Origin of the sequence: Thalassoglobus sp., from assembly GCF_048270125.1 — a bacterium.
GTDB lineage: Bacteria > Planctomycetota > Planctomycetia > Planctomycetales > Planctomycetaceae > Thalassoglobus.
The window spans coordinates 23072-44903 of record NZ_JBLWTN010000039.1; the positions used below are offsets into that span (position 1 = coordinate 23072).

Annotated in this window: 13 protein-coding genes; 4 read left to right on the forward strand and 9 right to left on the reverse strand. The window is 50.4% G+C overall.

All coding sequences use genetic code 11. The features are described from left to right. Positions 1-147: a hypothetical protein gene (locus ACN0YR_RS23635; protein ID WP_417851677.1), complete on the reverse strand. Its 147-nt coding sequence runs from the start codon at positions 145-147 to the stop codon at positions 1-3. A gap of 391 nt (positions 148-538) precedes the next feature. Here ACN0YR_RS23635 and ACN0YR_RS23640 point away from each other — a divergent pair, with 391 nt between their 5' ends. Beyond that, the gene (locus ACN0YR_RS23640) at positions 539-3664 is read left to right on the forward strand and encodes a PVC-type heme-binding CxxCH protein (RefSeq protein ID WP_417851678.1); all 3126 of its coding nucleotides are present in this window, start codon (positions 539-541) and stop codon (positions 3662-3664) included. 148 nt (positions 3665-3812) lie between these two features. On the opposite strand, the gene ACN0YR_RS23645 is transcribed toward ACN0YR_RS23640, so the two are convergent. Beyond that, complete coding sequence (locus tag ACN0YR_RS23645) at positions 3813-4772, reverse strand: HD domain-containing phosphohydrolase (protein WP_417851679.1); 960 nt, start codon at positions 4770-4772, stop codon at positions 3813-3815. Positions 4773-4999: 227 nt separating this feature from the next. Continuing rightward, positions 5000-6040, reverse strand: a complete 1041-nt coding sequence (locus ACN0YR_RS23650) for an HD-GYP domain-containing protein (RefSeq protein WP_417851680.1) — start codon at positions 6038-6040, stop codon at positions 5000-5002. 320 nt (positions 6041-6360) lie between these two features. On the opposite strand from ACN0YR_RS23650, the gene ACN0YR_RS23655 reads away from it, so the two are divergent. Continuing rightward, positions 6361-7284: an L-threonylcarbamoyladenylate synthase gene (locus tag ACN0YR_RS23655; protein WP_417851681.1), complete on the forward strand. Its 924-nt coding sequence runs from the start codon at positions 6361-6363 to the stop codon at positions 7282-7284. Positions 7285-7421: 137 nt separating this feature from the next. Here ACN0YR_RS23655 and ACN0YR_RS23660 read toward each other — a convergent pair whose 3' ends face one another. The 3 genes from ACN0YR_RS23660 to ACN0YR_RS23670 form a co-directional block, all read right to left on the reverse strand. After that, positions 7422-9602: a M48 family metallopeptidase gene (locus ACN0YR_RS23660; protein ID WP_417851682.1), complete on the reverse strand. Its 2181-nt coding sequence runs from the start codon at positions 9600-9602 to the stop codon at positions 7422-7424. A 2-nt stretch (positions 9603-9604) separates the two neighbouring features. Further along, on the reverse strand, positions 9605-10591 hold the full coding sequence (locus ACN0YR_RS23665) for a hypothetical protein (RefSeq protein WP_417851683.1): 987 nt from the start codon (positions 10589-10591) through the stop codon (positions 9605-9607). A 260-nt stretch (positions 10592-10851) separates the two neighbouring features. Continuing rightward, positions 10852-12156: a radical SAM/SPASM domain-containing protein gene (locus ACN0YR_RS23670; RefSeq protein WP_417851684.1), complete on the reverse strand. Its 1305-nt coding sequence runs from the start codon at positions 12154-12156 to the stop codon at positions 10852-10854. Positions 12157-12841: 685 nt separating this feature from the next. On the opposite strand from ACN0YR_RS23670, the gene ACN0YR_RS23675 reads away from it, so the two are divergent. Both ACN0YR_RS23675 and ACN0YR_RS23680 read left to right on the forward strand, forming a co-directional pair. Beyond that, the gene (locus ACN0YR_RS23675) at positions 12842-14290 is read left to right on the forward strand and encodes a protein kinase domain-containing protein (RefSeq protein ID WP_417851685.1); all 1449 of its coding nucleotides are present in this window, start codon (positions 12842-12844) and stop codon (positions 14288-14290) included. Between the two features lie 153 nt (positions 14291-14443). Beyond that, positions 14444-15508 (forward strand): tRNA dihydrouridine synthase, encoded by a 1065-nt coding sequence (locus ACN0YR_RS23680; protein ID WP_417851686.1) that lies wholly within the window; start codon positions 14444-14446, stop codon positions 15506-15508. A 237-nt stretch (positions 15509-15745) separates the two neighbouring features. Here ACN0YR_RS23680 and rimK read toward each other — a convergent pair whose 3' ends face one another. The 3 genes from rimK to ACN0YR_RS23695 all read right to left on the reverse strand — a co-directional run bounded on the left by rimK (position 15746) and on the right by ACN0YR_RS23695 (position 21070). Next, positions 15746-16966 carry a 30S ribosomal protein S6--L-glutamate ligase gene (rimK, locus tag ACN0YR_RS23685; protein ID WP_417851687.1) on the reverse strand — a complete coding sequence of 407 codons (1221 nt, stop codon included), beginning with the start codon at positions 16964-16966 and terminating at the stop codon, positions 15746-15748. 655 nt (positions 16967-17621) lie between these two features. After that, positions 17622-20579, reverse strand: a complete 2958-nt coding sequence (locus ACN0YR_RS23690) for an MMPL family transporter (protein WP_417851688.1) — start codon at positions 20577-20579, stop codon at positions 17622-17624. A gap of 128 nt (positions 20580-20707) precedes the next feature. After that, positions 20708-21070: a hypothetical protein gene (locus ACN0YR_RS23695; RefSeq protein WP_417851689.1), complete on the reverse strand. Its 363-nt coding sequence runs from the start codon at positions 21068-21070 to the stop codon at positions 20708-20710. Between the last annotated feature and the right edge of the window lie 762 nt (positions 21071-21832).

Genomic DNA, 21832 nt, shown 5'->3' on the forward strand with positions numbered 1-21832 from the left:
TTATTTGATCTCGGGAGAGAACGCAGTGGGGGCGTTTGGGCTCATCGCTGGCGAGTCATCGACATGTTTTTCAGAGGCGTCAACAGGGGCGGCTCGCTGAGTTGATTCGCTGGTCGCTTTGAAACAGTGGTTGGTGAATCTCATCATCTGAGAAAACGCTTGGGATTTCAAAAGCCGAGGGCAACATATGTTTCCCTCGGCTTTTTTGTGGATTCGTTGGCGCTGTCTTGAGCCGACATTGAGTGGGGTCGCTGCCGTCGAAGAGGCTTCCATATATTCGACACCTGAGTGCTGGGGCAACTGTCATCGTGAAAGGCCTCAATCCTAGAGCATCTTTCGAATCGGTTTGCAGGTTCTGCCTCGTGGCGAACAACATTTTTACTGGAGAAATGCGTTCTTCATGGGCAAACAGTAGAGCTAACTGCTCTAAAGTGGAGAGGCGAGGTGCTGTCTGTGGAGGTGGGCTCCTTGATTCTTTCACACAGGTTTACGACAGTATCTGCAACATGAACGACCAGTTTTCAGACAGGATTTTTTGATGCCACGCTTTTTGGTCCACACTCTTTTCTTGTATTTCCTCTTGAGCGTTCTCTCTGCCCCCTGTTTCGCGCAGCGATTAGAAATTCCTCGCCGTCACGAGAAGCCGCCTGGACCTCCTCTTTCTGCAGAGGAAGCAGTCAAGAAGATGGTGGTTCCGGAGGGGTTTTCTGTTGAACTCGTCGCTCATGAACCGGATGTCATGAATCCGGTCGGAATGGCGATTGATGAAAAGGGACGCTTTTGGGTTACCGAAAGTTTCGAATATCCGCGACGCTCCCCAGGTCCGGGACGAGACCGTATCAAGGTTTTGGAAGATACCACTGGTGATGGAATGGTCGACAAAGTGACGGTCTTCGCTGAGGGGTTAAACATTCCTTCGGGGATCGCTGTTGGTCATGGCGGTGTGTGGGTTGCGAACGCACCGGATCTGCTCTTCATGCAGGATACCGACGGAGACCTTAAAGCGGACAAAATCGAAACCGTTCTGACTGGCTTCGGTCGCACCGATACTCACGAGCTGCCCAACTCTTTGACGTGGGGACCAGATGGTTGGCTGTACGGATTGAACGGTGTCTTTAATTATTGCCATGTTTATTATTCGAAAGAGAACCCGAACTACGAAGCTGATCATCCCGGCTTCAAGTTCACTTGTGCGATGTTCCGCATTCACCCTCGCACACGCGAGTTTCAGATTTTCGCAGAGGGAACAAGTAACCCCTGGGGAATTGCATTCAATGGTGACGGAGAAGCGTTCATTTCCGCCTGCGTGATTGATCACCTGTGGCACATTTCCGAGAGTGCCTATTACATTCGCCAAGGTGGACCTTATCCACCGCACACGTGGCCAATGGGTTCGATCGTCGATCATAAACACCAAAAGGCTGCGTACTGCGGAATCACCTGGTTCGACTCGGAAGCCTATCCCGAAGAATATCGCAACGTTCTGTACATGGGGAACATCCACGGTGGTTGCATCAATGCTGATATCGCAGACCGTAGCGGAGCGACCTACAAAGGCCGCCCACATCCCGGATTCCCCGCACCTCAGGGCGCCTTCGAGCACGATACCGTTCGCAAAATCGGTGAAGGTGACGATGCGAAACTCGCCGACTTCCTGACCGCCAACGATGCGTGGTTCATGCCGGTTGTGCAAAAGGTCGGCCCCGATGGCTGCCTGTATATCTTGGATTGGTACGATCGCTACCACTGCTATCAAGACGCAAATGCTGACCCGGAAGGTGTTGACCGATCCAAAGGCCGCCTGTATCGCGTTGTTTATCAAGGGCATGAAAACAAGAAGGCTGAAGACCTGGGAGCCAAATCGGATGATGAACTGATCACCCTTCTGGGGGATTCAAATGTTTATAAACGAAACACAGCTCAGCGACTTTTGCAGGAACGAATGACGTTCGATCTGGCGAAGCAGGTCCTCGCTGTCGTGAAAGACGAAAAGACAAGCCACACGCAAAGAATGCACGCTCTGTTTTGTGTTGTTTACAGCGAAGACTTCACGAAGCTGTATGGGGAGATGCGAAGCATGTCGACGTCGGTTAAAGATGAGATCGAGCCATGGTTGGTTCGCCGGACTTTCGACGACGCTGAATTTTCTAAACTCGCGCCGCAGCAAATGAAAAAAGATCAGAATCTTGATCAGACATTTAAGAAGTACTCTCCACAAATGCTGGCTCAGATGATCATTGGAGCCAGCAAGTTTCAAGGGGAAGAAGAGTTCGCTGTTAAATACTTGCTAGCGATCTTGCGTGTTTCCGGCAACGATCCAATGCTCAGGCATCTCGTCTGGCAAAACCTGCTCCCTTTAATTGATGATCAACCTGACGCAGTTATTGATGGGCTTCGCGAATCACTCAATGGTGCGAAGGAAGATTATGCAAGTGGGATTGGACCAATTTGCGAAAGAGCAGTGCCCGTTTTATGTGAGAATCGATCTCTGTCGGGAAAAACTTTGGGAGGGCTGTTTGAAGCGGTTCTCAAGTCTCCAAACTCTACGCCCGCATTCAAGTCCAATACTCTCGCATTGCTCAGCCGATTATTACGTGAAGGACAACTTTCAAAGGATCAGCGAGCTGAGTTGTATCAAACTTTGAAGCCTGTTCAATTTGACAACCCCAATCTGACCGTTGTCCTGGCTTTGCTCGGGGATGTCGAAGCGATGCAGGTCGTTCGCAAAACTTTCAATGACAGAAGCAAGCCACAACCAGAGCGTTTGGAAGCTCTCAGGGTTCTGGTGGCTGCCAGAGCCCCTCGCATCGTCAGTAATCTAGGTGACGCCATCGGCGGATTGAAGACAGCGAAGTCGTTCCGCATTGCAGCGATCGAAGCGGTCGGCGGAGTCAATGACCCTGAACTCGCGGGCTTCTTGCTTGACAATTATCCGACATGGGAGGCGGATGTTCAGCCACGCGTGATCGAAGTTCTCACGCAGCGAGACACCTGGTCTGTTGCTCTACTTAAAGAGATCGAAGCCAAGAAGATCGACAAGGAAGCGGTCAACTTGAATCAGTTGAAACGAGTTTCATCTTTCAAAAATGATGAACTGCAAAAGCTTGTTGCCAAAGTTTACGGACAAATTCGAACAGATCGTCGATCCGATCGGCAGCATGTCATCAATTTCCACCGAGATTTTCTTAACGGGACACCGGGAGATCCGCACAAGGGGATTGCTGTCTTCAAGAAAGTTTGTGCGCAGTGTCACAAGATGTATGGCGAAGGGGCTGAGGTCGGGCCAGATATCACCCGCAACGGCCGCAGCAACTGGAATCAGCTGTTGCAAAATGTGTTCGATCCGAGCGCCGTCATTGGTCCCGGATACCAGGCGCGACTTTTGGCGACTGAAGATGGCCGGATCTTAACCGGATTGCCTGTTGAAGAGAGCGACGAGCGAGTCGTTCTTAAGATTCAAGGAGGCAAGATCGAAACGATCCCGCGAGATAAAATCGAAGCCTACAAAATCAGTGAAGTCTCCATGATGCCCGAAGATCTGGAGAAACAGCTCAAACCACAAGAACTCGCAGATCTGTTCGCCTTCTTAGCCTTGGACCGTCCACCGAATGATCCGAATGCAAAGATTCTGAGCGGAGCACCGAAGCAGAAAATTCGAGATTAAGCATTTTCATTGGCTGTCTCGCCCGTGAGGTCACAGGGATAACTTCGTGAACTTCTCGCCGCGAACCAGAGCGTGAACATCAATTCGCAAGATGCGAAAAAGATTCTGAGCCTTCGCTGTACATCTCTGCTTGTGCTGCGAGGGTTCCCTATGGAGTTTCTTCGACAGTTGAACGTTGACTCCTGTTGAGCTTTTGCTGGGCAGGAGTCTCGAAGCGGTGTTCGATGACTTCTTCCAAGACGTTAATAACAGCGAGGTCAGTATTGCCTTTGAAATCGACTTTCAAGTCTTTGATGGCTTCCTCATTGCTGAGGTGAGCTGAGGCCAGTCCGGACTGTGTCAGCTCGACGTAGTGGCGTACGACTCGCAGCACTCTCGCCCCGATTGGAACGGTTTGGGCTTCGGCTTTTGTCCAGTCGCTGTTTTGCATTAAGACCAGCGGAAAGGCCCCCGAAAGAGAGGCTCCCAGCGATTTTACAAGTTCCGTCCCATGGAACGTGTTCTCTTCGCAAACGATATTCTGATCCAGATCACCGACAGCTTTGCGGATGACGCGGGCAGTGATTTCGATATTTGTGACATCCATGAGCAAGGCTGCCACGCGGAGGTCATCAATTTCTCGCGGGGTCATTCGCATGCGGATTGCGACTTGTTCGCAGAGATGATTCACTCGTTTCGTACGGACTTGAAGTACAGGGTCCGCACATTGCAGGTATCGAGAGAGGACTTCCACAACGCCCACGTGGGCTTCATGAACTTCGGTGACTTTGGTGTTTCGATCTTCGTTGAGTGTCCCGATGAGGATCGCAGTGATTCCAAGGATCGCTCCCCAAACCATCACACTCAGAGCGACGATGACAGGTGTTTGCTCAAACGAAAAGCGTGTGAGGTCAGCCATAATGACAACCGTTGCCGTCACGACAGAAAGCAACGCCAGTGTTCCGGCTCGATAGCGTCCAAGGAAGAAGCCTGCGAGCACTACGGGCAAGTAGAACAGGTTTAACACGACAATTCGTGAATGTTCAATCGAGTACAACAGGGCCCCTAACGCAAGGGTGATCAACACCAGGAAAATTTCCAGTTGTCGTTCGGTTGATTTGTCGATCATTGCCATTGGTCCCTATTTAAAGCAAGCAGTATGTCAGTGTGAGTCGTAGTCGTGTGTGAGAGCAGGACTATAAGTTGAAAGAGGACTCTTGAAAATTTGGGTCGTTCACTCGTTTCCAAATGGAGCGGAGAAGTTTTTTTCGCTTTGGAAAACTGAAAAGATGCACGTGACTTCAGTCGATCGCTGCAAATTTGACAGTCTTGTCAGGGTCTTCTTGTCAGGTCTTCTTATTTGCCCGATTGTGCCTCTGGAATTTTGTTGTATTGAATTGCGGTCGGTGTATAGCTGCCGCCCCGGTCGGAAGGGATGTGATCTCCTTTCAAAGGAGAGGCATCCCGGAAACGTTCGGCGATGTCTGCAAACTGTTCATGAATTGAAAGGAAGACATCGACGATGTCGGCATCGAACTGTTTGTGAGCGTTCGCTTCGATCTCAACCACGCAGTCCACATGTGGAACGGCATCCTTGTAAACCCGTTGGGATGCCAGCGCGTCATACACATCAGCGACGGCAACGATCCGGGCGGCAAGGGGAATTTCTTTTTCTGCAAGTCCGTAAGGGTACCCTTTCCCGTCCCAGCGTTCGTGGTGGTACAGGGCGATGTCTCTGGCCATGGAGAGGAAGTCCGAATTGCCTAATCTGCATTCGATTTGATGGATGCAGTCACTTCCGAGTTCAGCGTGCAGCCGTATTTTTTCACGTTCTTTTTCGCTGAGAGTGTCTGGCTTTAGCAGAATTGCGTCTTCAACTCCGACCTTTCCAATGTCATGTAATACGGAACTGATTCCAATCATGCGGACAAAGTCAGAATTCACCACCTCAGCGAATTTCGGATGCTTCCGCATCGCTGTGGCGAGTCTCACCGAGTACATGCTGATGCGTTCCAGGTGTTGCCCCGTTTCCGGATCTCTGGATTCTGCAAGCTTGGCCAGTCCGAAGATGATCGCGTCACGAGTCCGAACGAGTTCGTTGACAGCAACGAGCGAGTCTTCACGATGTTTCTGAATACGATTTTCAACCGCTGTGTAAACTTTGGAAATGACCATCCAGTTCACACAGAATTGAATCCCTGTCAGCCAGATGACAATTCCAGCTTGAAGAATGCAGTTCGACAGCGCATGGTGTGGTGTCGCGGCAGCTTCGAGATGACTTTCAGCGGAGACGACGAGAGATGCGTGCCCAACTGTGTGTTGAATCCAGAGCCCGAATATAAGGCAGAGTGCCTGTGAACAAGTCAAAGTGACTATGATTTTTTTAAGAGATGACATATTTAGCCCGGTGTAGTCAGATGTCGTAGTCGAAGCTTAGATCGGAAATCGCTAGAATGCCGGGAATTGTCCTCAGATAGGAAAAGCTTGAAGCGGTTTCTACTGATTGTTGGACCTTTGCGGTTTCTGGCTGGATTCTGCACGGAAGTCGTGCTCAAACTTTTCCCATACAACCAGTCGAATCCGTACGATTCGTACATCACGGCTTTAGCGAGCTCTTCAGTCCATCAGGTCAATCGCTTAGCTTCTTCACCGAATTCGAAAGCGGAGAATCAACACTGCGTACTCTACGAATCTACGATACCGATACAGCTGCATCTTTGATTCAGGACGGAAAACTGGTTGCCTTCGCAACTGAGACGGTCTATGGACTGGGGGCGAATGCGCTGAACCCAGTCGCAGTTGCAAAAATTTTCGAGGCAAAAGAAAGACCACATTTTGATCCGTTGATTGTACATCTCTGTGATCAAAGCCAGTTGGAAGAGTTTGTTGAAAGCGTTTCTGAAACAGCGCAGGCACTTGTCGATCACTTTTGGCCGGGACCGTTGACGCTTGTCTTGCCGAAGAGGGATATCATCCCGGACCTCGTCACATCCGGCTTGCCAAACGTTGCCATCCGGATTCCAGAGCGGGACTCTGCTCGGGAACTGATTCAAAAGGCAGGTGTCCCTATTGCGGCTCCGAGCGCCAACCGATTTGGAAGCGTCAGCCCCACAACAGCTGAGCATGTCCTCGATGGACTTGAAGGTCGTATCGATGCTGTCCTGGATGATGGCGCCTGTGACATCGGCGTGGAATCAACGGTTCTTGCTTGCCCGGCGGATGGGACAGCCACTCTACTTCGACCGGGTGGGCTCTCTCTGGAAGAAATCGAAAAAGTCATCGGGAAAGTTAATCAGCTTGATCCCCATGAAAATCGTGACGATTCCCCTCAAGCAGGCCCGGGAATGCTCAGTCGACACTATGCTCCGTCCAAACCGATTCAAATTGTCAGCAGCCTGCAAGAGATTCGTGACTGCAACAGCAAGGGCGCCTTAGTGATGGGCTGCCAGGAAACGAATCATTTCGCAGTGGTAGAAAATCTTTCTCCGAGTGGTTCGCTCGTTGAAGCAGCAGCCAATTTCTTTGCAGCACTTCGACGACTCGAAAGGACCGAGATCGATTCGATTGTCGCAATGCCATTTCCCAATGAAGGTCTGGGCCGCGCACTTAACGATCGTTTGAAAAGAGCCGCTGCGGAATAAGGCCGCCTATCGTATTTACTAGAACCAGTCCGGAAACTTGTGGAATGGTGGCTTTTCTCAGTGTTTGAGAGCACAAGTTCAGGTTTCAGGATCAGTTCTAAGATATGTGTGCAACCGGTCTCGTGGTTGTGAAATGTTTACGTTTTGGCAGGTTTGCGTTGTTTGAGTGGCGGCAGGCCGACGGCGGCTTCGACTTGTTCAGCGGCGTAAGCGAAACGGGAGAAGAGTCGCATCTGAACACCGGCGAGTCGCTCGAATGTTTCTTGAGTGACATGGGCGATTCCGAAAAGGTCTTGCGGTTCGGGAAGAATGGGAAGCGCGTAGTCAGCGAGTGTCGTTCCATCGTCGTCGTGGTCGAAGGGATACATTTGTTCCTTCATTTCTTCCTGAAGTCGTTTCAGGACGCTATGCAAACTTCCCATCTGTGCTTCGATCGCTTCGAAGAGTCGGGGGCGATGTCGGTTGTCGAGTCGACCGCACAAGACACGGAGCTTACTGAACGACAAACGGAGATCGGGAACCTTGTGCATCATTCTGATGACGTAACGCGAGTCTTCTGCATGTCGTCGAATTTCCCACATTAAGTCCTCGCCACGTTCAATCTTGTTGTGGACCTGTTGCACTTGCAGAAGTTGGAGTGCGTTCGAGAGTCGTTCCTCCGCGACTCCCTCAAATTCGAGCATTTTCGCCCCCAGATTTTGGACACTTTCCTCTGCCTGTTTGACTCGCCGCCGGACCAGGTTCTGGTTTTTTGAATTAAGCCGAAAGTCGACAGGTTTGATTTTCAGGTCCGCATTTTGCAGCGAAGCGGCCTGGGCTGCGAGAATCCAGGTCGTTTCTGCTTCGTCGTAACATTTCGTGAGAGTTTCGTACTCATCAACAAGCGAGAGCATTCGTTCTCGGCTTGCCTTGAGATTCTCAAGAACTTGCTTCGGGTTTTCCGGAGCGACCGAGACATTCTCGAAGATGCTCAATGGACGAAGAATAGGAATGTGGACTTGAAAATAGCGGTCCAACGCTTTCCCTGCTTCGTACTCTGCATCCCGTTTTGCAATGAGGCTTTTCGTCGGGCGAACTTTCTTCTTGTCGAAGTCTTCTCCAAGGACAGATTTGTAGTATCGAATCGTCGCAGCTTTACAGATCTTTTCGAAGTCGTGAAACAAAACCGATGCAGGCAATTCACCAAAGTTCATCGGCGGTTGAAATTCACCTTCTGATCCATCGGCCTGAGAAGACTTCACTCGATCACGATTCGTGGGATGTGAATCAAACCATCCTGTGACGGATTCGCGTTCATGCTTGTGTAACGCTTTTTTAAATTCAGGTGTGATGTGCGGAATGTTGCTGATCGAAAGTTGCGGGAAATTATCAGCCAGTCTGCCCTCCGCATAAAATTCTTGTGCATCATTCGACGCCATCTGATGAGCCATCATGATTGAGGATAAATCTTTACAGGTCCTGGCGAACGTCTTGGTGCCGACCATGCGGGTTTCGTAGCGATCGGCGTCGTATTCCATTTGTCGGAGCAGGTAGCTGCAGATTCCGTGACCGACAATCCCGACAAAAGCGATCAGCTTCCGCGCCAACCAGACAAAAACTCTGGCTGCGTAAATGAAGATGGCGAGTCGCATATCGATTGATTGCGACGCGCCGGTCAAGAAGTTGTCCCAGCCGTCTCGATCGTAGGCCGCTTTCAGAAACCAGTAATTGATTGAGCGGATGACTGCGCTCAGCCTCATTCCGTAACTCTGTGAGAAGTGACCAAATTCGTGAGCCAGGACCCCGGTGAATTGTTGAACGTTCAGCCCGGCCGCCAGCGGCAATCCGATGACCAGAGTTAAGTTTCTGTCGAACAGGCTGCGAAGTCCATCACGAAATCCAGCTGAAGCATTCGGTTCACAATTGACTCGAATCGATTTCGGAACCGGAGCCCCCACGGCTTTGCAGATCGCTTCGACATAATCAAACAGAAACGGCTCGACTTCTCGTTTTAATCGAACAGGCTTTTCTTGATTCCCCCAGCCTGAGAAAACAGGTTTGATCAAAAAGAGGATTGTTACAATTCCAAAGAAAATCGAAACCACATTCCAGAAGGCGGACTCACTATGTCCCGCGGCAAGGTGTGTCCAGTTCCACCAGACTGTGTGGCTAATTAAACCGATCAACCCGAGATAAATCAGCGGCAGCAGAAGCATTGCGATCCCGACTGTGGTCAGCCCGATGCGATATCCAAGACTGACTGGAGTCCTGGGGACCGCCACATTCAGAGCAGAGAGAATCTCTTCCTGAATCAGAGTTCGATTTTGCCTCTTTCCCATCGTCACCGACTTCTGTCTTCGAATTCTTTGTGAGCGAACTGAATTCTGTCGATCGGGACATCCTCGTCCCAGCTCTCTGCCCAACCTCGATAGTGTATCCGTACGCTGTTTGAAGCGACCTTTAAGACGTCAGCCGGAAACCAGCTTGTGTTCCAGCGAACAAGCACAACTTGACCTTTTTTTAGCTGAGAAGCCATTTGAACGGTTCGCCCCGACGGGACGATTGAGCCTGGTCCATCGTAATTCAGTGTTGAACCGGTCGATTGGGAAGCGACAGTCGTTTTCTTAGACGGCTGGTTTTGAAAGCCACTCCCTTGAGAAAACGTTTTTTGATTTGGAACAGGAGATGAAGGAGGCGGTGAAACTGATGGAAGGTTGAGGTGTTTAGGATCCGTGCCAATTTCTGGAGAATCCGAAAATCTCATCGAAGGTGCCGGGATCGGCTGCAGATTGAAATCTTTCGCCGTTGGGACATGCATGTCGAGTTTCGGAATCGCCATCTTCCTTTGGATCTCCCGCATCCGCTGTGCATGAGCTTGATTCGATGTCGGGACAGATGTGTTCGGCTTTGTGTGTGGATTTTTGCCCGGTGTGCGGGCGAATGGATTCGAGGCAAAGCTTGAATTACGGCCAGAGGAGGAATGTTTCCGACGCGTACTTGCTGTCGATGTGCGAGGATCGGTGAAGATCAATGAGACCATGAATACCAACACCGCCAGAACAACCACTCCTGTGCCGCCATGGCCGAGGCGTTGCATCACTTGCCAGAAAGGCGATACGGAATCGGGGTCATTGTCTGCCTCGTCAGTTTCTGGGGCTTCTTTAAGCTTGAAGACCGATTCGCAATATTGACACTTCCGCTTGGTGCCCAGTCTCTGCTCATTGGCTTGATACCGATGCCGGCAGATGTCACAAGCGACTGTCACCTTCACGATTTTGCCCCGCACTGAAAACTTGTAGTGATTTCGATTACGAAACTCTCGGCTCATCCAATCTGGTTTGAACGAGTACGACATCCAGCAAGCGAGCCAGTGAGTGTACGGGCCGACTGATGCGGAGTCTCATTCTAAGTCTGACAATGGAAAGTCTGACAAAAGACTATACACCAATGTTCAAATTTGGAGAAGCGAGTATCAGTGGTTGTTGATGCGAATGGCGGTTTTCTTTGAGAAATGCTGTTCGCCACGAGGCAGAATCTGAATACCAATTCGAAAGATGTTCCAGAAGCAGCGGTTCTCTGCATGCGGTTTTACTCTTCGCGAGTGGTTGTCTCCAACTCGACGAGGACAGGCTCAGGCGGGGGAGCAGATGTTGCTCCGACCAAAACCGAAGGGGCCGATGCTTTTGAATGGTCACGACCATCGTACGCGTGGAAGTCATTAAAGAAGTGCTTCTTGGCGATGCGATAGGCCCAGCTACGTTCCGGAATCGCCAGCTCTGGATTGTATTGTGACGGTCGGACTTGCATCGCCTCAAGTTCTTCCATGGCTGTGTGGCGGACTGTGCCGTCTTCTGCGCCGTGCTTTTCGATGAGTTGTTTCAACAGGTCTGGCCGTTCCAGCACAATACATCCGCGAGTTGTGTCTCTGGCGAGTTCACGGAAATCTTTGATGTATTCCGAGTCGAGTTTCTCAGCGAGTGAGCGTTTGTCGTCGTGGATATTGTCCTTGGTGAATTGCACAATCGGACAGGGTTCGACACCGCCCCAAGGGTTGATGTGATGAGTGATTCCTGTTGCAGCAGGACAAAGTGCTTGCCCGTCGTGGTCGTAGTAGGCATCGACGAAGATGATCGGTTTGTTGACTCGACTTTCGACGACAAATTTACGAATCCGCTGTTGTTGCTCCTGCGTCAGGCAGAGATCGGGTGAGGCATCTGGTCCCATTGGACGGTACACATGGAACCAGGTGTAGAAGACTCCCATCTCGATGAGACGGTCTACCCATTTGTCGGTCACAAGGTCGTCGATGTTTGTCTTGCAAACGCTGGTGCAAACTCCAGTGAAAACTTTGTTGTTCAAGCAGTTTTGAATGCCCTGCATTGTCTTCGAGAGCACGTCTTTACGACCGCGTCGTTCATCGCTGACAATTTCACTTCCCTCGACGCTGATGAGCGGAGTGACATTGCCGAGCCGGCGGAGTTCTTTAGCGACCTCATCAGTAATGAAGTGCCCATTCGTGAAGACCTGAAAGTAACAATCAGGATGGGCAGCCAGAATCTCAAGAATTTGAGGATGCATAAACGGTTCACCACCGACGATCCCAAAGAAAACGTTTCCGTTCGCTTTGGCCTCATTGATGAGTTTGTTCATTGCTGTGACATCGATCGTCTGCTGCTTCGCAGCCACATCCACCCAACAGCCGGTGCAACGGAGATTGCAGGAATTGATGATTGAGATGTACAGAAACGGCGGAAAGACCTGTCCGGTTTTCTTCATCCGCTTTTTGAACTTGTGGACGGATAAAGATCCCTTGATCCCCATGTTCCAGAAGAGTTTCCAGACGAGCCGCTTGTCGGTCTCGAAGAGTACTCGTTTTGCCATCCGCAAATACATTGAATTGCCTCGGTATTGAATCAAGTGCTAGTCGGCGATGCCAACAGCAACAAGAAAAAGGCTGTCGATCTCAAGTCTAACAGATCGTATAATGAATGATTCCGGCACGTTCGTCGAACGGGTCGGTTTGAAGACATCTCCAGTCTAGAGCATTTTCGTGAATGATGTACGCGTTCTATCTCATCATGTCTATGATTTTTTCTGACAAAAGTGCGTTCTTCACGGACACGAGAAACACAAACGTCTTCCAGCAGTGACGTGTTCCCTTGTACCGAAATGATCTACAATCAAAATAACCAAGAAAGACCATCTCTGCCACTGGTGGAGAAGAATTGAGTTGGGGGATTCCGTGTATACGCCGGTTAAACAAGATCAATCCGGGACATCTTGTTTTGTGGCTGGCGATCGAAATGGATTTTCAGCGATTCCGGGATATCATTAGAGGTCAACACCTCCACCTTCTGGGTATGGAACGGACCTGAGTCTCTGGGACTTATCAGAGACTTCATTACCAGAAACCTGAGAGTACGAAGACAAACTAAACGACTCATTCATATAAGCTGATGTGATATCCTGTCATTTGAGATGAGCAGGTTCTCTACCTGCCAGGGAATCGTGACAGTTGGCAATTCAGGTCCACAAAGAGACTTATTGAAAGACGAATCCGTTCGGAACGGAAACAGAAATGACCGCGAAACAAGAAGCAACAAATTTGGATCGCCAGAAATGGATGTGGCCGTTCGAACTGCTTGAGCAAATTGGCGAAGGCGGGATGGGCGTTGTGTATCGCGCTCGCTATGTCGTTAACGACCGTGAGGTCGCTCTGAAAATGCTCCCAAGTGATGTCACCGATGAAACCACGCTCGCACGTTTCGAACGCGAGCTTGAGGTGCTGAAAAACCTGAAGCATCCGAATATCGTCCGCTGCTTTGGTGGCTCGTGTGAGAATAAACGTCGCTTCTATGCGATGGAACTGATCTCCGAAGGTTCACTTGAGGACAAGCTTCAGGAGAAGAAAAAACTTCCTTGGGAACAGGTGATTTTCTATGCTCTGCAGATGTGCGATGCACTCGAGTGCTCTCACGAAAAGAAAGTCATTCACCGCGATGTGAAGCCCAGCAACTTCTTGATTACAAAATCAGGTCAGTTAAAACTGAGTGACTTCGGGTTGGCTTCCGTCGCAGCCGCTCGAAAAATTACGGCTGCTGGAAAAACTGCGGGAACATTTCTTTACATGGCTCCCGAGCAGATCCGGGGCCTTGAAGTTTCCCCACAGACAGATCTTTATGCGCTCGGATGTGTCCTCTACGAATTGGTCACGGGTGAACCGCCCTTTTTAGGATCAACTCCGGCAGCTACCCTGCACATGCACTGTCGGGATACGCCACCACGACCGACAGAGAAGGCATTCGATTGCCCGATTGCGCTGGAACGAATTATTCTGCAACTTCTTGAGAAAGAAGAAGGAAATCGTCAGTCATCTGCAGCGGAGGTCGGGCGACAGCTGAGAAGTGTCAGGCAAACAGTGACGGTTGTTTCCAACCCGAATGACAAAGGCTTGGATCGACCACTTCAGAGGCCAGAGCTTGAAGACCCCGCGACAGCATTTTTTAAGACTGTCGGTCCCGGGAAAATTCTGAAACATGACTCCATTCCCAACTGGGTCGTGATCACCTTGTTTGTTTCGCTGCTCTGCTCGTTAAGCTGGAACTTGGTTTCAAGTATTCAAGCTCACTCAGGTCGTCAAGGCGAAAAGCTTTGGGTCGAGGCAGCAACTCAGGGCCAGCCCCCTGTACGAATCGAGGCGATCGGAGCACTTGGGAAAATCGCTGGGGAAAGTGGTCACAATCTTGATGTCATCAGGAATGGATTGAATGATGAGAACTGGCAGATTCGAGAAGCCAGCGTCCTGGCCATGGAGGAGAGTGGCGGACACGCGAAGAAATTTATTCCGACGTTGATGCAACTCAGTAAGCAGGACGAAAATGAAAAGGTCCGTTCCTCAGCCTTAAAGGCTGTCGAGACATTGAAGACATCTAAAACGCGGTACAACTATCCTTTCGGCGGAATCCTGATTGGAACAATGCTCTTCGTCGCGATCGGCGCAGGGATCTTTTTCTGGATGAAGTCGTGATGATCGCTGCAGCGATTAAGTTGATGCTGCAGGCGTGAAACTGCAACGCTGAAACTGCAACGCTGAAACTGCAGGCGATTATCACAGAGAACCAGTTCGACATTCTCGAAACCAATCCCCACATACGCTCACGAGAAGGTCACTTCTTTCGTTATGACTTTGGATCAACTGAATCTCGATGAATCTCCGATCAAAATCGGGACACGTATTATTCCGACACGCTATTTCCTGGCACCGCTGGCAGGATATACACATCTTGCGTTTCGTCGTGTGATTCGAGAGTTAGGCGGTCTCGGACTGGCAACTACGGATCTGGTTCTCGCATCGCAACTTGTTGCTGAAAGTCAGAAGTCGAAAAAACTGATTGAGACAACACCGGATGACACACCGCTTTCGATTCAGATTTTTTCGGGTGTCACAGCAGAACTCGTTCGCGCAGCCAAGTGGCTTGAAGATCGAGGATATGCAAGCATCGACATTAACATGGGGTGTCCCATGGCGAAGATTAACGGGTCAGGTGGCGGTGCTCGATTGATGTGTGATACAGACGGGGCGTGTGCTTCGGTTGGGGAAGTCGTCAACGCAGTGACTGTACCCGTGACCGTCAAGATGAGACTTGGTTGGGACAGAGAAAATCTCACAGCTCCTATTCTGGCAAGAGAGTTTGAAAAGCTCGGCGTCGCTGCAATTACCATTCATGGTCGAACACGGCAGCAGGGTTTTCATGGCGAGGTCGACCGCCAGGGGATTAAGGCAGTCGTCGAGGCTGTCGAGAACATTCCGGTCGTTGGAAATGGCGACGTCCGTACACTCGAAGATGCACATCAAATGCGTGCTGAAACCGGGTGTCAGGCAGTTGCGATCGGTCGCGGAGCAATGCTCGATCCGTGGATCTTTGCAAAGCTCGCGCAAGCCGCCACTGGAGAAACTCCCACCGAACCAAACGCAGACGAGCAGGTCAACTTTTTACGACGACACTTTCACTATATGACCCAGCAGTACAACGATTACAGTTGTTTGCTCTTTCGGAAATTCGCTGGCTGGTACGGACTGAAGCTGGGAATCCCCGACGATTTAGAAGATCGCCTGAGGCGTTTTGAATCGATTTCAGAGTTTGATGAAATCGCTGACCAAATTCGGGCACGCCATGGAGAGCGCGAAGCAACTCTTCCAACGGCATTGATCAAAGTTCCCAACGGACCTGTTGAACGTTGGTGAAAAAATGCACGCTGGAAGTGGTTGCTAAAGCGGTTTGCTGCACCGTGCACCCGTGAAGAACGCATTTCTCTAGAGCAGTTTGCTCTACCGTTTGCCCGTGAAGAACGCATTTCTCTAGTAAAAATGCTGTTCGCCACGAGGCAGATCCTGCAAACCAATTCGAAAGATGCTCTAGTAAAGATACCGTTCGCCCACGAGGCAGAATCTGTACACCAATTCGAAAATGCTCTATCCAGCTTACTTTTCTTCTTCGCTCTTCTCATCGTGATGAGAGGCCAAACTATCTGGAAGCTCCAGGACGGGAGGGCGACGTTGTTTCTGAGTTTTCTTCGGAACGAGTTGGCGCATCGATTCAAGTTTTCCGAAACAGAGCAATCGATCACCCGGTTCGAGAATACGATCTGACCGCGGATTCGGGATGACAGTCGTCCCACGATAGAGTGTCAGTGCGTTGATGTCTTTTTCTCTTAAGCCTGAGTCCGAAATCGTTCGGCCTACATATTCTGAGCCTTCGGGAATGTGAAGTTCAGTCACACCGTAGCCTCGGCTGACGGTGAGCCTTTGTCGCAAGTCGATTTCCGGGAAGTCGACCTGAGCCGCGATGTAATCGACAATCGTGCCGGCAATATCGAGTTGTGTACAGGTTTCGATTCCTTCGAGGCCGGGCGATGAATTAAGCTCCATGATTTGCGGGCCAGTCTTCGATTCGAGCATGTCGACACCAGCGACTCGCAGTCCCATGATCTGAGCTGCCCGGACGGCAGCGTCTCGGTACTGCTCATCCAGATCGACCTGTTCCGTCACGCCGCCTCGGTGGACATTGCTGCGGAATTCCTGTCCTTGTGCGACGCGTCTCATCGCTGCAACGACCTGATCCCCAACAACAAAAGCACGAATATCTCTGCCTTTGCTCTCTGCGACGAACTTTTGAACAAGTACGTTCTGCTTCGTACTTTGTAGCGTTTCAATAATTGCTTCCGCGATCTTGACGGAATCTGCCAGGATCACGCCGACACCCTGAGTTCCCTCGAGGAGTTTGATGACCACGGGAGCGCCACCGACTCGCTCGATGGCAGGAAGAACGTCGTTTTTATCACGAACGAAAGTCGTTTCCGGAATTCCGATTTGATGTCGACTCAGGATTTGCATGCTTCGGAGTTTATCCCGAGAGTTCGAGATTCCGTTTGAAGAATTTGCGCAGAAGACGTCCATCTGCTCGAATTGACGAACAACAGCGGTCCCAAAATAGGTGATAGAATTTCCAATTCTGGGCAGGACAGCGTCGTAGTGGCTGAGCTGTTTCGTGCGGAAATAAAGATCGGGAGTCCCCTCCTTGAGATCGATAGCGAACTTCAAGGTGTTCAGGACTTTCACCTCGTGCCCACGCTGAATCGCCGCTTCCTTGAGTCGACGCGTGCTGTAGCAATTGGTACTGCAAGAAAGAATGGCGAATTTCATCAGGAACCTATGGTATTACTGTGTATCTTCCCTGATCAGGTCGTTTCTCCTAATCAGCGTCTCTTCTCTGGGCGATCAGTCAGGACCGTTGGTTGGTTATTGACCGTTTCGCATTGAGAGCATTTCCAATGCTTTGCTGGCCCGTGAAGATCGCCATCGAGGTTGCATTCGCTCCTCGTTACAGGCGGAATTTTAGAACTGACCCTGAAACCTGAACTTGCCCTCTCAAAATGCTCTCTTGAGCATTGAGGAAAGTGGCTATTTCAGAGGTTTTCGGGCTGATTCTAAACAAATCTTGGAATTGCTTTGTGCAAGGTAACATAAACAGGCAAGGCACTGTTAGCAGGCTGCCGTGTGCAAATCGGTTCTGAGAGTGGTTTCCAATTCCAGAATTCGGTTATGTCACCTCTACTGAATCGTCAGGAGGAAGCGGATTGCCAGGGGGGGATGTGCAACAAGCGACAAACTTCCGTTCACCGTTGCTCGCACCGTGGCATTTTTCGAACTGGTATTCGGAGCCTGCCTCGTGGCGCACGGCAGTGTTAACGGTAAGTTACCGGTAAAGTACGCTCTTCACGAGTATGCGACAGAGCAAACTGTGTCATGCGAACCAAGTCCTAATCTCTTCCACTCTCTTTTGGGCTGAGAATAAGGCTCAGGCTACACCAGTTTCATGTTTCGCCATCGGAATCGTCACGATCTCTTTCTTGTCGATCGGTTTCGCCTCTTCATTCTGAGCAGAGTTCTCAGTTGACTCCCAGCGATCAATGAGGGTCAAGATCGCAGGCAGAGTGACAAGAGAAATGAACAGGCAGCTTCCCACGCCGATCACCAGGATTGTTCCGAGCGAAACAAGCCCCTGATGTGCTGCAACAACCATGCTCCCGAATCCAAGCATCGAAGTGAGTGATGTTAGAGTGATGGCATTAATTGTACTTGGAGAAGTTTCATATCGACCTCTTGAGTGGCGCGCGTCGTGAATGACGTGGACACCATCGTCGACTCCAATTCCCAAGATCAGCGGCAAGACAATGAGGTTGGCCGGATTCAGGTTCATGCCTATCATCCCCAGAATGCCGAACATCAAAAATCCGCCAGCCAATGGTGGGAGAAGAGTCAACACAGTACCTCGAACACTCTTGAAATCGAGCACGCTTGCGACAAGCGCGACAATCAAGGCGTACAAGCACGCGAGCTGAAGGATGTTCACAGGTTCGCCCGATTTGAAACGCAATGAATACGCAAATCCAACAACCGCCAAGGGGGCAACGAGAGAAACCAGAAGTGTTCCCGCCTTCAGTGAGTCCACGAGTAGGACCAGGGAAATGACTACGAGTGCATAAATCGCAGCGTCGAAATAACTCTCTCGAATCTGGCGTGCGGCTTCGTAGTTCTGTAACGGAGTCCCCGTTGCTTCGGGATCGATCGAACGGATCTCTTCGACGAACGCAGTAAGTGGCTCTTCTTCCCAGACTTGCTCACTGGGATAGATTCGCAATAACCAGTGACCCGATTCAGAGACGAAACGCTCATGGATGCCTGGAAGGAAATCGTTTGGGCTGACGGGTTGTGGGCTCGAAACTCTCTCGATTTCCTGAAACTGCCGATGCAATGCCGTGAGCATTCCGTTTTGATAACCCGACAGAACCTGCATTTGCTGCGGAAGTTCCATCACGGTGAGATTGTCGAGAAAACTGTCGAGAGATTTCGCAGCTGAGATCGCAGAAGGTTCGGTCCGGGAGGAAAGTGTCGCGTAGAGCCGGTCCATCGACTGGCCTATCGAGAGTGGGTCCAGTTGAGGGAATTCTCGTGGTAAGTCGGAGAGTCGACTTAACCGAGAATGAATGGCCTGAACAAGTAAGTTTGTTTCTTCCGGTGGGAAATTCGGCATATAGGATGCCATCCCTTCGACGCGCGAGACAGTTGGCAGCGTGAGAAACTCTTCCTTCAGAATGCGAGCTTCCGAGATCGAATCGGCAATCGAAATTGCGTAAAGCAATGAGCCGTTGGTCTCCTGAAAGATCCGTTTTTGGAGTTCGACGGAATTGACACCCTTGGCTTGCAGATTCAAGAGATTCGAATCGTATTTCACCTTCGATTGGATGGTCCCGTCCTGGATTTGAAACCCTTGGGAACCGATGCCAAGAATTGCCAGCAATGTGACGACGGTCACCACTCCGGGATGGTTTCGGATCAGTTTGCGTAATGCGTTGCCCTGGAACGGCGTCGGCATTTGACGCGGCTCTTTTTTGCGATCTGCGAGCGTGACCAGGGCTGGGAGAATGGTGAATGTGGCAATTGCACACAAAAGAACACCACCACCTGCAATCACTCCAAGTTCTGCGACTCCGAGAAAATCTGTGAATGTTGCACAAAAGAATGCCAGTGCAGTCGTCACGGCGGCGGTTACGATTCCCGTTCCGACGCTCCGTGAGGACAAGGACAAAGCCCGGTGCAGTTTTTCGTTTCGGTGCCGAAGTTCGATGTAATGCGCGAGGTAGTGAATCGCATAGTCGATCCCCAGCCCAATCAGAATGGCAGCGAACGAAACTGAAAGAATATTCAGGTGTCCGATGGCAATTGTAATATACCCCAGCGACCAGGCGAGGCTGATCGCCAGCATGAACAGGGCGAGCAACGGGTGCCGAAACCCGCGAAAGCCGATCAGGAGAATTAAGCCGACTCCAATGAAAGAAATCAGCGAGGCTTTCATCATATCCTGCTGAGAGCGTTGCATCTCATCCGCTTCCAGGACTGGAATCCCGGTCAGCCCGACTTTGACGTTTTTATATTGTTCTTGGGCTTCTGCGCAAATGACTCGCATGCGTGCCAGCGATTTGGCTCCCCCAGCGAAATCTGTCGAAGCATTCTTGGGGGTGACCAGTATGAAGCCCATTAGACCAGAAGCTGCCAGCTGGTATCTCGTTTGGAATGCGTCTCCTTGAGGCGCCGACGAGCGGGAAACGATTTCTGGCCAGGGGGACTGAAACTGCTGGGGATTCTGAAGAAACTGATTGAGGCTTGAGCAAAGTTGCTCAGCTTGTTGAATAGCGGCGGCAAGTTCTTCCTTCGCCCCTGAAGCTTCCGTTTGCTGAATGAAGTCATTCAGCCGAATTGTGTACGATTCAATCCCCGCTCGACTCCACTGTCCTTCCAGGATGGGGGAGTACATTTTCAGACGTGCATTTGCCTGCTCCAACTCGAGTGGAGACAAGTATTGCAGGCCCTTGCTTTCGATGGCAGTCGAATCGATCCGGTAGAGGACGCGATCGAATAGATCGGGATCTGAATCGAGTCGCTGACCGACAGTGTCGATCACATTCTTGACGGTGATCTCATCATCCGCTTCGACGACGATAACGACGTCTGCCTCATCTCCAAATTTTTCCGTGTAGTTGAGCCAGCGTTGGTGAAATTCAGAGCTGGGATCGAGGAGGTCGGCTCGATTTGTTTTGAATTCGAGAAAGCGAATGGTGACAGCCAATGAAAGGGCTGTCATCAACCCCACAATCCAAATTGTTGCGGTTGGATTTTGAGAGACCGAAACCGTGAGTCTCTCAAGGAAACGAGGCAGTGCGCCAGGTTCGGAGCGATCCCTCGTCTCACCATCCATGTCTACGCTCCTCAGTTGAAGGCATCTTCAAGCAGTTCCATCGGTTGCCCTCTAACACAATATGATAAATCGAACATCGGACAAAACAACGACAGCCGATGTTTTTAAATCCCTGTAGCTTTCATGTCTTACCCGTCATCCTCACGAGCAATGAAATCTCCACAGTGAAATTCACGAAGTGTTTCGGTCAACATTTTGTCACGTTCCTGGGAGTTGAATCCTCCGGTAATTCCCAGCAGGGAACTTCCAAAGACAACACAGGCCACTTCAACGACTCGCATGGGCAAGCCGAACTCTCGCATATCTGCAAACAGCTCATGCACGCTGCAGACTTCACCGAACTTCACACCTTGGTAGTGGAGTTCGATCCCTCGGAGGTCTTCGCTCCATTCATAATCGAATGGTCCATACTCCCGACGGCGATGCGTCACCCAAAAACGGGTGTCTTGAAATCGCAGTCCTTGAGGACGAGACTCCTCGGATGCAGACACGAAAATGCTCCATTCAGGAAAGGAAGTATTAGAGCTGGTCCTGAAACTTGAAATTGCTCTCTCAAACGTTGAGGAAAGCGGCGATTCCAGAGGTTTTCGGACTGGTTCTAATAAAAGATCATACGGGAGGATTGGTTGCCTTGGAAAGCCCTTCTGCAGAGGCTGAAGTGATTTTCGACTCAACCGGCAAATCTTGACGGTCTCAGCTGAAACACCTAACCAACAATATGATGCTGCTCGACACTTTAAAAAAACCGTTTCAGGCAATGTTGGTTCATGTTGCAGATATACAGTGCTGTCTGGTCGATACTAAAAAGAGATGATCAAAGGTGAAGTATTGAGCAATCAATGAAATCCGCCTTTGACGAAATAGAGATGCTAGTGGTCAGACAGAGAATCTCAAATCGACTGGAAGTCATTGAAAGTGTGCGAAAACAAGCGTTTCAGCTCACAATGTGAAACTGAAGATCAAACAGGGGCTGTGGATTTGATTGTTGTTCGTACTTTTTTATAATTTTCGAGTCGGGTTGAGTTGACGCCAAGCCGACTTCTAGTAGACTCCCGAGCCCGTCAGCAATGGCGGGAAATTGATTTCAGAAACACAAGTTAAATGAGCTTCTGGAGTCAGCACCCACCAAGCAGTGGGTGAACGATCTTTGGCAATATGGTTGGTGAACGTTTTGTGATTTAACGTTTTGCGTTAAGCCTCACACTTTCGGGTGTGAAGCGTTATTGAGTATTGGGCGTGTTGTTGTTGCAAGT